Source organism: Bradyrhizobium sp. AUGA SZCCT0176, from assembly GCF_018130145.1.
In the GTDB taxonomy this organism is placed as follows: Bacteria; Pseudomonadota; Alphaproteobacteria; order Rhizobiales; family Xanthobacteraceae; genus Bradyrhizobium.
Genome location: NZ_JAFCMB010000005.1, coordinates 307,677 through 321,742, shown reverse-complemented (window position 1 = coordinate 321,742; position 14,066 = coordinate 307,677). Strand labels below are relative to the sequence as shown.

Sequence of the window (14,066 nt, the reverse complement as noted above, 5' to 3'; positions counted from 1 at the left end):
TCAACGCCTTTAATCAGAGGCCGGCAGTCACGTGCCCGGGGCGGGCGGCGTCAGGAGATAGCCGAGCCCGCGCACGGTCTGGATGATATCGACGTCGAGCTTCTTGCGGATCCGGCCGACGAACACTTCGATGGTGTTGGAATCGCGGTCAAAATCCTGGTCATAGAGATGTTCGACCAGTTCGGTGCGCGACACCACGCGCCCGGTATGATGCATGAGATAGGCGAGCAAGCGATATTCGTGCGACGTCATCTTGATCGGATTGCCGGATACGCTGACCCGGCCGGTGCGGGTGTCCAGCGAAACCGGGCCGCAGGTCAGTTCCGACTGGGCGTGACCGGTCGAACGGCGGAGCAGCGCGCGGATCCGCGCCAGGACTTCTTCGAGATGAAAGGGCTTTGCGACATAGTCGTCGGCGCCGGCGTCGAAGCCCTGCACCTTGTCGCTCCAGCGGTCGCGGGCGGTGAGGATCAACACCGGCATCGCCCGTCCGTTGCGGCGCCACGACTCCAGCACCGAGATGCCGTCCATCTTCGGCAGGCCGATGTCGAGAACGACGGCGTCATAGGGTTCACTGTCACCGAGGTAGTGCCCCTCCTCGCCGTCGAACGCGCGATCGACCACATAACCGGCATCCGTCAGCGCCGTCGTAAGCTGACGGTTGAGATCGGGGTCATCTTCGACGACAAGCAGGCGCACGCTGGCCTCCAATGGTGAACTTCACGAAACCTGCCACAAGATGAGGCTCACCGGCGTGAACGGCCAATGAACGGTTACTCCGCGCTAGGTTACTTTTTCTTCATGGCGGCCCGCAACGGCGCGGCCGTCAGTCGCAGGCAACGCCTGGCATGCCGAATCGGCCGCCCAAAGCGCCCAAAAAGCGCGGCTAACGACCGTCTGCCCCACGGACCACGATGAAATCGACAGGGCCGCCCGGCCGGCCATCGTCGAACACCCCAACCGTCAGCCGTCCGGTTTTCCAGGCGGCGGTGTCGAGATTGGTGCGGCCCTCGTACAACAGTGGGCCTTCGGGATCATTGTCGTGGCCGTGCACGACGTGGAGTTCGCCGAACCCACTCGAATCGTCCTTCGGGTAGCGTTTCCATAACAGGGTTTTTTCGCTCTGCTTCTCCAGCGGCGTCCCTGCTTCGACGCCCGCGTGCACATAGAGGCGGTGCGCATCGACATACAGCAGCCGCAATTGATCGAGCCACGCGATATGGGCGTGCGGCACCGCGGCGGGATCGCCGCCATAGGACGCCAGCGCCGTGTCGCCGCCCCGCTCCAGCCAAAAAGCCTGCTTCGCCGGATCGCGCAGCCCTTCGACCATCATCGCGTCGTGATTGCCCTTCAGCGCAACAAACCGCCAGCCGCCGCCAATGCCTGGCAGCAGCCGCTCGATCACCTGCCTGCTCTGCGGGCCCTTGTTGACGTAGTCGCCGATGGTGACGATGACGCCGATTTTGCCGGACGCATGTGCGTCGATCTCCAGGAGCGCGCGGCTCAGCAGATCATCACGGCCGTGAATATCCGGAATGACGTAGGTGAAGCTCATCCGCGTACGCATTTCCGGCTAAGGGACACCACGGTGCTATTCCAACCGCACGCCACCGGCAACCGGCGTGCATCGTCCGGCCGGGCTGCCGGCGGCCGTCATTTGCACCTGCACCGTCCCTTACGTCCGGAAGAACACGAACCAGACCACGCCCAGGATCAGGATCGCTAGTCCAGTTGAGACGGACAGGAGCGCCAGCACCGACGGGCCGGGTTCGGCCTGACGGGCCTCGGTCGGGGTTTCGATAATCTGGCCATGTCGACGCGTTGCCATGGGGGACCTCATTTGCGTAAGTGCCTGTAATGCCAGCTATTGCTTCGCCACCACCTGTCAAACGCAACGCGTGATGGCAGATCATGTTCCGGGGCCTTGCACCCGGCATTTTTGCGGTCAGGTCGTCCAAAAGGTCGCAGCCGAACGGCGGAACATATCGCGCGGTCTCGGTTAACGCCGTTGGCAGATTCCCTCCCCCGCCATGTTTGAAACCAGGTCTGCAGATGGTATTCTTCACGGTCGTCTGTTGCGTCTGTTCGGAGTTTCCCATGGCCCCCCGCGCCAACTGGAAGGGCTTTTTGCGCCTTTCCCTCGTGACCTGCCCGGTCGCCCTGTACCCGGCGACCTCGGATACCGAGAAGGTCTCGTTCAACCAGATCAACCGCAAGACCGGCCATCGCATCAAATATGCCAAGGTCGATGCAGACACCGGCGAGGAAGTCGCCAACGAAGACATCATGAAGGGCTACAAGATCGACACCGACACCTATATCGAGGTGTCGAAGGACGAGCTTGACGATCTCGCGCTGGAATCGACCCGCACCATCGAGATTGATGAGTTCGTACCGAGAGCGGATATCGACAGCCGTTACGTGATCCGTCCCTACTATCTCGTACCGGACGGCAAGGTCGGCCACGACGCGTTTGCGGTGATCCGCGAAACCATCCGCAGCATGGACAAGGTCGCGATCGGCCGCGTGGTGCTGACCAACCGTGAGCACATCATCGCACTGGAGCCGCTCGACAACGGCCTGATGGGGACCCTGCTGCGCTACCCCTATGAGGTCCGCAGCGAGAAGGAATATTTCGACGACATCCAGGACGTGAAGATCACCAAGGATATGCTGGACCTGGCCAAGCATATCGTCGAGCAGAAATCCGGATCGTTTGAACCCGAACAGTTCGAGGATCGCTACGAGCAAGCGCTGATCGACCTGATCAACCAGAAGCGCAACGGCCAGAAGACATCGGCGAAGGCGGCACCGAAGACCGGTGGCAACGTCATCAATCTGATGGACGCGCTGAAACGCAGCCTCGCCAACGAGAAACAGGCCGCCCCCGCCGCGGCCAAGGAAAGCGGCAAGGAAAACGGCAAAGCCAAAGGCAAGAAGCCGCGCAAGGCAGCCGCCGGTCAGCGCGAAATGCTGCTGCCGATCAGCGGCAGCGGCAAGCGTGCCGCCAAGGAAACGGTCAAGGAAGCGCCGAAGAAGGCCGAGAAGCCGGTTCGTACGTCCGCCCGCACCAGGAAGGCCAGTTGATCGCGCAGGCGTTCGGCCGGTAGCGCACGATGCCGTGGTCGACGCCGTTTGATGAGCCGATCGCGCTGCGGGGCGGCCGCACGCTCACGACGCTGCAGCAGGCCGCCGACTACGTCATGAAACTGCCAAAAGTCGACCAGCAGGAAGCGCGCTGGCAAACCGCGGTCGAGCATTTGATCAGGGCTGCGGAGACCGGCGGCGGGTGGCTGGTGTTTGCGCGGATCGCAATGATGCAGGCGCTATATGCGGATGGAAACAACCGGTAACGCGGTCATGTGGCGCTAATCCCCGTCGCCGCCATCTCCACCAAAATCAAAGCCGTCAATGCCGTCGCCGGTTGGCCTGTTCCGGAACATCATGTCAGTCAGCAGGGCCACAATCAGGATGGCGGCGAATACGCGCCATGGATGTTGCAGGCTGTAGGCGACGATCTGCCGGCCGAAGCTGACGATTGGTGAGCCCCAGGTCCCGAACAGCAGCTCCTGCATGATACGCGCTGCCGGTCCGTCCTATTTGAGCGATGTGCTGACAGTCTCGAATTTGGTGCTGAGCGCAGTGCCGACGCCGTTGACGGCACCAACGATCACGATGCCGATGCCCATCGCAATGAGACAATACTCGATCGCGGTCGCGCCGGACTCATCCTCGACAAAATTCCTCAACAATCGACGCATGAAAGAAAGCTCCTGTCGACGCCGCCGGGATTCTTCCCGCGTCGTGCCCCAAATGGAACCCTAGAGCGGAATGATTGACGGCGTTTTGACGAACAGGATGAACGACTGATTAAGCCGGAGGCACGACTACACCGGTATTCCTACGGTACCAAAAATTTACTCTGAATTGTCCAACGCCCCGCCATGGTCGGCGGATCGGCGTCTTCCGGAGCGAGCGCACATGTCCACGCAGAAGCGTGAACCAGGAAAAAACTACATCGGCCTCTTGAACGATGAGTTGGAAGAGCAACGCACCGCCGAGGTGCGATCCGGCAACGATCGCCGTCTGACGGCGTATGTCCTCGGCCTGATGGCGGCGATGTTCAACCATCGCCGCAACGAGGCGAGATAGTTGCCCTCCTCTCGCCCGTAGAGCGCGGCCGGCTTCGAGGCCGCCGCGGCGAACACCGCCCGACACGTTTTGATCGAGTGTGAACCGCTGGACTTCGGACTCATCGGTTTGACGCCGGTATTGGTCTGCAGCAACCGCTCCGGCGGCAAACGCATATCAGCACTTCCCGGAGCAGGCGCCGCCCGCGCTTTACCGGACGGAAAATTCCTGTTCCAACTGTGAGCAATCGGCCGAACGAACCGGCCTGCACACAAGGGGGAAGCCGTCATGAAGCTCGGCGCCGCGATTGCAGAAATCATGAAGCGCGAGGGGATCGAGATCCTCTGCGGCTATCCCGTCAATCATCTCATCGAGTATGCCGCCAATGCCGATATCCGCCCCGTGATGGTGCGCCAGGAACGCATCGGCGTCCACATGGCGGATGCGATCTCCCGCGTCACCTCGGGCCATTCGATCGGTGCCTTCTGCATGCAGCACGGCCCGGGCGCCGAAAACGCCATGGGCGGCGTGGCGCAGTGCTACGGCGAATCCGTCCCGGTGCTGGTGCTGCCGATGGGCTATGCGCGGCGGCTCGCCAATATCGACCCGAACTTCAACTCCAGCCAGGCGATGCGGGCGTTTTCGAAATCCTCCGAGCCGATCATTCTTGCGGCCGAAGTCTGCAATATTTTCCGGCGGGCGTTTACAAAACTGAAGAACGGCCGCGGCGGGCCGGTGATCGTCGAAATCCCGGCCGATATGTGGAACGAGGAAGTGCCGGAGCCGCTGAACTACACGCCGGTGCTGCGCACCCGCTACGGCGCCGATCCCGTCCACATCAAGGAAGCGGCCGCGCTATTGGTCGGCGCCAAGCGGCCGGTGATCTACGCCGGCCAGGGCGTGCACTACGCCAGGGCCTGGCCGCAACTGAAGCGGCTGGCCGAGCGTCTCGCCATCCCCGTCACCACGAGCCTTGGCGGAAAATCGTCGTTTCCGGAGACGCATCCGTTGTCGCTGGGTTCGGGTGGCCTTGCCGTGCCCCGCGCGGTGCCAAAATTCCTCGGCGAGGCCGATGTGATCTTCGGCCTGGGCTGCTCGTTCACCGAGACCTCGTTCGGCATCGCGATGCCGAAGGGCAAGACCATCATTCATTCGACGCTGGACCCCAACCATCTCAACAAGGATGTCGAGGCCAGGATCGGCCTGGTCGGCGATGCCGGCCTGGTGCTCGATGCGCTGCTGGAAGAGATCGGCAGAAGCGTCACCAGCGATCGTGACGCCACTGCCGTCGCCGCCGAGATCGCCGCCTCGCACAAGGAGTGGCTGGCGAAGTGGATGCCGAAACTCACCCACAACGACGCCCCGCTCAATCCCTATCGCGTATTGTGGGACCTGCAGCACACCGTCGACATCAAGAACACCATCATCACCCATGATGCCGGCAGCCCGCGCGACCAACTCTCGCCGTTCTGGAAATCGGTCGAGCCGTTGTCCTATATCGGCTGGGGCAAGACCACCCAGCTCGGCTACGGGCTTGGGCTCGCCATGGGCGCCAAACTCGCAAAGCCCGACAAGCTCTGCATCAATGTCTGGGGCGATGCCGCGATCGGCTTCACCGGCATGGATTTCGAGACCGCCGTGCGCGAGCGGATTCCGATCATGTCGATCCTGTTGAACAATTTTTCCATGGCGATCGAGCTGAAGGTGATGCCGATCTCGACCGAGAAATACCGCTCGACCGACATTTCCGGCGACTACGCCGCGATGGCGCGCGCCTTCGGCGGCTATGGCGAACGGGTGACCAAGCCGGAAGACATCATTCCCGCGATCCAGCGCGGCATCGCCAAGACCAAGGAAGGCATTCCGGTGCTGCTGGAGTTCATCACCAGCAAGGAGACCGAGGTCTCCCGGCCCGGAACCTGATCGCCGACCCGGCCGATAACCGCTTAGCCTGCTTCACTTTTTGACGCCCCGGCCTTAAGAAAAGGCCGGGATGGCGCTGGCTTGGCCGCGCCTGGAATGAAATTATCTGCCACATTGGTGCGAGCGCTGATGGCTTGAGGCCATCGTCCTGCAGGGCTTGCCGTGAAATGGATTTGAGTGAATGACCGCGCTCCCCCCGGACGCCGTGGCCGATCTCTACAAGCTCGTTGCCGAGCTCGAGCAGAGACTCGAATCCAGCTTCGCCGCCCACGACGCGGCGATCGCCCGTCAGGCGGCGATGGACGCGGAAAACGGCCGGCTCATTCATGAACTGAGCATCGCCCGCGAGCGCCAGAACGCCAGCGCCGATATCCTGCGAACCATTGCCAGCGTATCGGGCGATGCCGAACACGCGCTGTACCAGATCGCCGAGACGACCGCGCGATTGTTCGATGCGGCGAGCGTCACGATCCGGATCGCTGACGGCGACAGATGGGGTCTCTCGATCCGTTTCGGCGAGGGCTCCGAGCGTATCGGCAAAGAAGTACCTGCGGCGCAGCTTGAGATCGGCGCCCGCAACCTCCCAAGCGCGGTATTTGCCCTCAACCAGCAGATCCATGTGCCTGATCTGACCAACCTCGGTCCCGAGATGTCCGAATGGCCTGGTCTCGTGACCTCGCGCGCCGCAGGTCTTCTCACGGTCGCCGGCACACCGTTGCGGCGCGAGGGCAAGCCGATCGGTATTCTCATCGTCTACCGAGACCGCCTCGCGCCCTTCACCGACGACGAACTCGCGCTGCAGCAGAGCTTTGCGGATCAAGCCGCAATCGCGATCGAGAATTCGCGGCTGTTCAACGAACGGCGCCAACGCACCAACGATCTGAGCGAATCCCTCCGTCAGCAGACCGCGACCGCCGACGTGCTCAGGGTGATCGCGTCCTCGCCGGCCGATGTCGAACCGGCGCTCAAGGCAATTGTCGAAAGCGCCTGCGCACTTTGTGACGCCTATGATGCCAACGTCCTGCTCAGGATTGGCGACCATCTGCATTTCAGCGCCCATCACGGACCGATACCGACAGGTCAACACAGTCGTCCGATCAGCAGGGAGTGGGTCACGGGTCGCTCGGTTGTCGACAAGGTACCTGTGCAGGTGTCTGACTTTTGGGCCCCCGAGGCTGCCGATTTTCCCGAGGGGCAACGGCAATCGCGCGAACAGGGGCACCGCTGTACCCTCAGCATACCTCTCCTGCGGGAGGGAGAAGCCATTGGTGCGATCGTACTTCGTCGCCTGGAACCGGTGGCCTTCACAGCCAGACAGACAGCCCTGCTGCAGACCTTTGCGGACCAGGCTGTGATCGCCATCGAAAACGTGCGGCTGTTTCGCGAGACAAGGGAAGCGCTGGAGCGACAGACAGCCACGGCCGAAATCCTGAAGGTCATTGCCGCCTCTCCCTCCGACGCGCAGCCGGTGTTCGAAGCCATCGCTGCCAGCGCCAAGCGACTGCTCGGCGGGTTCTCCGCCACGGTGCTGCGCTTTCTCGGCGACGAACTGCATCTGGTGGCGTACACGCCGACCAGCCCCGCCGCCGATGAAGGCCTGAAGGCCTCGTTTCCGAGATCGATCTCGGAATTCCCGACATTCGCGCTGGTGCGCAATGGAGAGACCGTCCAGTTTCCCGACAGCGAAGCCGAGCACGTCCCGAAGTTGAACCGGGATCTGGCGCGGCTGCGCGGCTTCCGCAGTGTATTGTTCACGCCGCTGATGAACCAGGGCGTGCCGGTCGGCATGATCAGCGTCACCCGTGCGGAGCCGGGCGCCTTTGCCGCCGACCACGTGCAATTGCTGCAGACATTCGCCGACCAGGCGGTGATCGCGATCGAGAACGCACGCCTGTTCAACGAAACCAGGCAGGCGCTCGAGCGACAGACCGCGACGGCTGATGTCCTCAAGGTGATCGCCGGCTCGCCGTCGGATGTGCAGCCGGTGTTCGAGGCCATCGTGGCCAGCGCGAACCGGCTGATCGGCGGATTTTCCACCGCGATGTTTCGCTACGTCGACGACCAGATCCATCTGTCCGCATTCACTCCGACGGACCCCGCGGGCGATGCGGTGCTGCAATCCTCGTTCCCGATGCCGCTTGGCCGGTTCCCGCCCTACCAGCTGGTCCGCAACGGCGCGCCGGCGGAACTCGTCGATACCGAACTCGAGCCGGCCGCACGCGACATCGCGCGTGCACGGGGATATCGCAGCATGCTGTTCGCGCCGCTCATGAACGAGGGCAAGGCCGTCGGCATCATCACGGTCACCCGCCGGGCACCCGGCTCGTTCGACGAGCCGCACGTCCGGCTGCTGCAGATGTTCGCCGCGCAGTCGGTGATCGCGATGGAAAATGTGCGGCTGTTCAACGAGACGCGGGAGGCGCTGGAACAGCAAAAGGCGTCGGCGGACATCCTCCGGGTCGTCAGCAGCTCGGTCGCCGATGCCCAGCCCGTATTCGACGAGATCTTGCGCAGCATCGCGCATCTGTTCGGCGGCGATGACCGGTTCATCTACCTCGCAGGCGATGATGGACTGCTCCATATCGGCGCGGCGCACGGCGCCAACGCCGAGCGCGTGCGCGCGCTGTACCCGGTGCCGCTGGAGGGTACCGCGAGCGAGGTGGCCTTCCGCGAGCGCCGCCTGATCCATTACGCCGACGTATTCAACGATCCGGACGTGCCTTCGGCCCTGCGCGAGATCGCCCGCCGTATCGGCAAAAACTATTCGATGGCGCTCGCGCCCATGCTGTGGGAGGACCGTGCCATTGGCTCGATCTTCGTAGGCCGCACTTCGATGAAGCCGTTCAGCGAAAAAGAGTGCGGCCTGCTGCGCAGCTTCGCCGACCAGGCCGTCATCGCGATCCAGAACGCGCGGCTGTTCAACGAGACGCGGGAAGCGCTGGAGCGGCAAACCGCGACGGCCGACATTTTGAAGGTCATCGCCAGTTCGCCTTCGGACGTGCAGCCGGTGTTCGACGCGATCGTAAAGAGCGCTGCGCGGCTTTTCGAGCCATGCTCGGCCACCATCACAACGCTGAAGGATGGCAAATTGCATTGGAACGCAATCGCGGAGATCGCGTCGAGTTTCGATCACGAAGCTGCCAGGGCCAAGTATCCGATCGCATTCGACCCGGATCGCTCACCCTCGGCGCGTGCGATGCTGGAGCGCCGAATCATCGAGATTCCCGATGCCAGCGCGCCGGACACACCAGAGTTCACTCGAAAAATCGCAGCCGCTGGCGGCTTCCGGAACATCATATTCGTGCCGCTGATCCATGAAAACAAGGGCATCGGCACCATCATTCTGACGCATCCGCAGGTCGGGTTCAGGCTTTCGGACAAACAACTCGCGCTTGTCCAGACCTTTGCCGATCAGGCCGTGATCGCGATCCAGAATGCTCGCCTGTTCAGTGAAACCAAGGAAGCGCTGGAGCGGCAGACCGCGACGGCGGAGATCCTCAATGTCATTGCCGGTTCCCCGACCGACGTACAGCCGGTGTTCGACGCCATCGCCGAAAGTGCCAAGCGGCTGCTCGACGGCCAGACCGCGCTCGTCACCCGCGTCGCCGGCGACCAGCTTGACCTGGCGGCCCACACCGCCGGAAGCGATGCCGGCGACGAGGCGATCCAGAGTTCGTTCCCGACCCCCCTCTCCTCCTCCGGAATGCACAGCCGGGCGGCGCTGACCGGGACGATCGCGTTCCGGACCGATATCGAAACCGAACCCGACGTCCCCGAAGCCGTCAAGGAAACGGCGCGCGCCCGGGGTTACCGGAGCATCATCTCCGTGCCGATGCTGCGCGAGGGCGTTGCGATCGGCACCATTGGCGTCTCGCGCGCAGAACCGGGGCGGTTCGCCGACAACCAGATCGACCTTCTCAAGACGTTTGCCGACCAGGCGGTGATCGCGATCGAGAATGTCCGCCTGTTCAATGAGGTCAAGCAGCGCACGGAAGACCTGAGCGAGTCGCTGCAGCAGCAGACCGCGACGGCCGACGTGCTCAAGGTGATCAGCCGTTCCGCGTTCGATCTGCAGAAGGTCCTCGACACGCTTTCGGAGTCGGCAGCCGGCCTGTGCGAGGCCGACATTGTCGTCATCCATCGCAGGGTCGGCGAGGGATTTCGAGGCGCGGCGAGTTTTGGCTTGCGCGAAGAGCATCACCGCACGGTCATGGAGATCGACCACAAGCCTGGACGCGGTTCGCTTGGCGCGCGCGTCCTGCTCGAAAATGCACCGGTACTCATCGAGGACGCAGAAAACGACCCAGAATATGACTTCGCTTTGCAGCAACGGGTCGGCATACGAAGCATGATGGGCGTTCCGTTGCTGCGCGAGGGCGTCGCGATCGGCCTGCTGCTGTTGTTCCGCAAGAAGGTGCATCCTTTCTCCGAGCGACATGTCGATCTTGCCATGACCTTCGCCGACCAAGCCGTGATCGCGATCGAGAACGTGCGGTTGTTCGACGAGGTGCAGCAGCGCACCCGCGAGCTTTCGGAATCACTGGAGCAGCAGACCGCGACGTCGGAAGTGCTGAGCGTGATCAGCCGGTCGGCTGGCGATCTGGAACCGGTGTTCCAGAGCATGCTCGAAAACGCCACGCGCATTTGCGGCGCGCAGTTCGGCCTCATGAACCTGTACGACGGCGACAGCTTTCATACCGTCGGCTTTCACAACGTGCCTCCGGCATTCGAGGCCGCCAGGCAACAGAGTTTTCGGGCGCATCCCGACGGCGACCTCGGACAGATGGTCCTGACAAAAAAGGTTGCACACATTCATGACCTCCGCACACGGCCACTTTATATCCAGGGCGATCCGGCGACCGTACAGCTTGCCGAACTGGCGGGCGCGCGCACGATCCTCATCGTGCCTATGGTCAAGGACGACGAGTTCGTCGGCACCATTGGAATTTACCGTCTCGAAGTTTCGCCGTTCAACGAAAAGCAGATTGCGCTGTTGAGCAGCTTTGCCAGCCAGGCCGTTATTGCGATCGAGAACACACGGCTGCTCAAGGAGCTTCGGGAGCGAACCCACGATCTCACCAAGTCGCTCGACGATCTGCGCACCGCGCAGGACCGGCTGGTGCAGACCGAGAAGCTCGCTTCGCTCGGCCAGCTAACCGCAGGCATCGCGCATGAGATCAAGAACCCGCTCAACTTCGTCAATAATTTCGCCGCCCTTTCGGCGGAACTGACCGACGAACTGAACGACGTGCTCAAGCCTGCCGAGATCAGCGACAAGATCCGCGAAGAGGTCGACGAACTGACCGGCCTGCTCAAGGACAATTTGCAAAGGGTGGTCCAGCACGGCAAGCGCGCCGATTCCATCGTCAAGAACATGCTCTTGCATTCGCGCGAGGGAGGCGGCGATCACCGGCCCGCCGACATCAACGCGCTGATCGACGAGAGCCTCAACCTCGCCTATCACGGCGCCCGCGCCGAACGAGCCGACTTCAACGTCACACTGCAGCGCGACTTCGACGCCAATGCCGGCATGGTCGATGTGTTTCCGCAGGAAATCACCCGCGTGTTCCTGAACCTGATCTCGAACGGCTTTTATGCCGTGAACAGGCGCAGGATCGAGGCCAGCCAGTCCGGATTCGATCCCGTGCTGATCGCCACCACCCGCAACCTCGGCGACGCCGTCGAAATACGTATCCGCGACAACGGTACGGGCATTCCATCCGAAGTGAGGGACAAGATGTTCAACCCGTTCTTCACCACAAAACCTGCGGGCGAAGGCACCGGGCTTGGTCTGTCGATGAGCCATGACATCATCGTGAAACAACATGGTGGCACGATCGACGTCGATACCGAGCCCGGTCAATTTACCGAGTTTCGCATTGTTCTGCCGAGGACCAGCAATCCTCTCAACAAGTCCCGGGGCTCGACGTGAGTGTTCTGGTGCTTGTGGTCGATGACGAGCCCGACGTCGAGGCGCTGTTTCGCCAGCAGTTCCGCAAGGATTTGCGCGCGCAGCGCTTTGTGATGGATTTCGTCGGCTCTGCGGCCGATGCGCTCGCCCGCATCGGCTCCACCATCGAGCATTCGCTGATCCTGATCCTGTCGGATATCAACATGCCCGGGATGACCGGGATCGAGATGCTGCCCAGGGTAAAGGAGATCCGGCCCGACGTTCCCGTCATCATGATCACCGCCTATGGCGATGCGGAGACCAGGCGCAAGGCGATCGCCGGCGGCGCGATAGGACTGCTCACCAAGCCGATCGACTTCGCCCTGCTCCGGGACGAAATCGATACGCGGCTGGCACAAGCGAGTTAGAGCGTTTTCCAGCGAAGCGGATACCGCTTCGCGTCCAGAAAACGCGTCAATCAAGAATCCAGAGCCCCGTTCCGATTCAATCGGAACGGAAAGAGGCTAGCGCGCCCTATTCCGCCATCTCGACGGGCGGCGGCGTGCCCGGCCCGGCCAGCGGCCGTTCTTCCATCAGGATCATGCAGAACGTGGCGCCGGCCATCAGCGCGGCCGCGGCGCCGAATACGTATCGGAACGCCGTGATCATGTCGGCGACGGGGATCGAATTCAGGGGACCGTGGTGTTCGCCGACCAGCGAAATGTCCGTCCCCAGCACCATCAGCAGGATCGCGGTGAAGGCTGCGACAGTGAACGACGACATCAGCGCGCGGAAGAAATTCATTGCACCGGTGACGGTGCCGATCTGCGGCCGCGCCACCGAATTCTGCAGCGAGACCACGCTGACCGGGAACGTCGTTCCGAGCCCGAGCGCGAAGATCGACAGCAGCACCAGCAATCCCCACAGCGGCAGCGTCGTGAGCGCCAGCGCGCATCCCGAGACCGCTGCCAGCGAAGTGCCGACGATCGCGACGCGCTTGTAATGTTTGGCGCGCGCCATGGTGCGTCCGGCGATCGCGGCGCCACAGGTCGAGATCGCGGCGAGCGGAATCAGCGCGAGGCCCGCCTCGCTGGCGCTGAGGTGATAGACCACCTCGTAATAGAGCGGCAGATTTACCGTCAGTCCGGTGATGGCACCGAGCGCACAGCCGCCGGCGGCCATCGCATAGGGCACCACCGTTCCGCCCATCAGCGGCAGCGGCAGGAACGGCTCGTCGGCCTTGCGCGCGTGCCAGACGAAGCTGAACGCCAGCGCGGCGGAGGCACCGATCATCGCGATGATGGTCGGCGACAGCCACAGATAGCGGTTGCCGCCCCAGGTCAGCACCAGCATGAACACCACGGCTGCCGCCATCAGCAAGACGCCGCCGAGCCAGTCGACCTTGCGCCGGCGGTGGAACACCGGGATCTTGCCCATCTTCGGCAGCAGCAGCGCCAGCGCGCCGAGCGCGAGCGGCACATTGATCCAGAAGATCATCGACCAGTGCAGATGTTCGGCGAACACCCCGCCGACGACCGGCCCGCCGATTCCGGCTGCGACCCACACGCCGCTGAAATAGGCCTGGTACTGGCCGCGTTCGCGTGGACTCACCACGTCGGAAATCACGGTCTGCACCACAGGCATGATGCCGCCTCCGCCGAGGCCCTGCAGGCCGCGCGCGAGGATCAGGATCGGCATGTTCGGCGCCAATGCGCACAGGATCGAGCCCGCGATGAACAGGCTGAGGGCGACAATGATCATGACGCGGCGGCCGTAGATGTCGCTCAGCGTGCCGAACACCGGCGCCACCGCGGTCGATGCCAGGAGGTAGGCCGTGATCACCCAGGAGAGATTGGAAACGTCGCCGAACTGGCGGCCAATGGTCGGCAGCGCGGTTGCGACGATGGTCTGGTCGAGCGCGGCCAGAAACATCGTCAGCATCAGGCTGATCAGGATGGTGCGGACCTCGTCCTGGGTCAGCGGCGCGCGCGGCGCAATCGGCGGCGCATCGCTGACATCGATGACCTCGGTCGTGATGTGCGAGATTTCAGCCGAAATTTCGTCGGTTAACGTATCGTGGTCGGCAGGTTGACCGCGCTGCCGTTCGAACTTGTTCATTTGA

12 protein-coding genes are annotated in these 14,066 nt (G+C 62.8%); 6 read left to right on the top strand and 6 right to left on the bottom strand.

Annotated features, from left to right (window positions below; translation table 11 throughout):
- Positions 1-27 precede the first annotated feature (27 nt).
- The 3 genes from JQ600_RS15295 to JQ600_RS15285 all read right to left on the bottom strand — a co-directional run bounded on the left by JQ600_RS15295 (position 28) and on the right by JQ600_RS15285 (position 1,828).
- Positions 28-699, bottom strand: coding sequence for a response regulator transcription factor (locus tag JQ600_RS15295; protein ID WP_212205458.1), 672 nt, complete (start codon positions 697-699; stop codon positions 28-30).
- Positions 700-886: 187 nt separating this feature from the next.
- Positions 887-1,555 carry a metallophosphoesterase gene (locus tag JQ600_RS15290; RefSeq protein WP_212385567.1) on the bottom strand — a complete coding sequence of 223 codons (669 nt, stop codon included), beginning with the start codon at positions 1,553-1,555 and terminating at the stop codon, positions 887-889.
- 120 nt (positions 1,556-1,675) lie between these two features.
- A complete protein-coding gene (locus JQ600_RS15285) occupies positions 1,676-1,828 on the bottom strand; it encodes a hypothetical protein (protein WP_212265382.1) in 153 nt (50 codons plus the stop codon).
- A 269-nt stretch (positions 1,829-2,097) separates the two neighbouring features.
- Between JQ600_RS15285 and JQ600_RS15280 the strand changes: the two genes are divergently transcribed.
- Both JQ600_RS15280 and JQ600_RS15275 read left to right on the top strand, forming a co-directional pair.
- Positions 2,098-3,087, top strand: a complete 990-nt coding sequence (locus tag JQ600_RS15280) for a Ku protein (RefSeq protein ID WP_212265383.1) — start codon at positions 2,098-2,100, stop codon at positions 3,085-3,087.
- A 29-nt stretch (positions 3,088-3,116) separates the two neighbouring features.
- Entirely contained in the window at positions 3,117-3,353 is a 237-nt protein-coding gene (locus JQ600_RS15275) for a hypothetical protein (protein WP_212385569.1), read from the top strand.
- A 15-nt stretch (positions 3,354-3,368) separates the two neighbouring features.
- Here the strand turns inward: JQ600_RS15275 and JQ600_RS15270 are convergent, their stop codons facing one another.
- Complete coding sequence (locus JQ600_RS15270; protein WP_212385571.1) at positions 3,369-3,575, bottom strand: hypothetical protein; 207 nt, start codon at positions 3,573-3,575, stop codon at positions 3,369-3,371.
- A 21-nt stretch (positions 3,576-3,596) separates the two neighbouring features.
- Positions 3,597-3,761: a Flp family type IVb pilin gene (locus JQ600_RS15265; RefSeq protein WP_212265386.1), complete on the bottom strand. Its 165-nt coding sequence runs from the start codon at positions 3,759-3,761 to the stop codon at positions 3,597-3,599.
- A 220-nt stretch (positions 3,762-3,981) separates the two neighbouring features.
- On the opposite strand from JQ600_RS15265, the gene JQ600_RS15260 reads away from it, so the two are divergent.
- From JQ600_RS15260 to JQ600_RS15235, 4 genes are all read left to right on the top strand, one after another.
- A complete protein-coding gene (locus JQ600_RS15260) occupies positions 3,982-4,152 on the top strand; it encodes a hypothetical protein (protein ID WP_211995622.1) in 171 nt (56 codons plus the stop codon).
- A 267-nt stretch (positions 4,153-4,419) separates the two neighbouring features.
- Complete coding sequence (locus JQ600_RS15255; RefSeq protein ID WP_212385573.1) at positions 4,420-6,054, top strand: thiamine pyrophosphate-requiring protein; 1,635 nt, start codon at positions 4,420-4,422, stop codon at positions 6,052-6,054.
- Between the two features lie 181 nt (positions 6,055-6,235).
- The gene (locus JQ600_RS36850) at positions 6,236-11,986 is read left to right on the top strand and encodes a GAF domain-containing protein (RefSeq protein WP_249135899.1); all 5,751 of its coding nucleotides are present in this window, start codon (positions 6,236-6,238) and stop codon (positions 11,984-11,986) included.
- Positions 11,983-12,372, top strand: a complete 390-nt coding sequence (locus JQ600_RS15235) for a response regulator (protein ID WP_212385577.1) — start codon at positions 11,983-11,985, stop codon at positions 12,370-12,372. Before JQ600_RS36850 ends, JQ600_RS15235 begins: the two co-directional genes overlap by 4 nt.
- Positions 12,373-12,478: 106 nt before the next feature.
- Here JQ600_RS15235 and JQ600_RS15230 read toward each other — a convergent pair whose 3' ends face one another.
- A complete protein-coding gene (locus tag JQ600_RS15230; RefSeq protein WP_212385579.1) occupies positions 12,479-14,062 on the bottom strand; it encodes an MDR family MFS transporter in 1,584 nt (527 codons plus the stop codon).
- Positions 14,063-14,066: the final 4 nt, after the last annotated feature.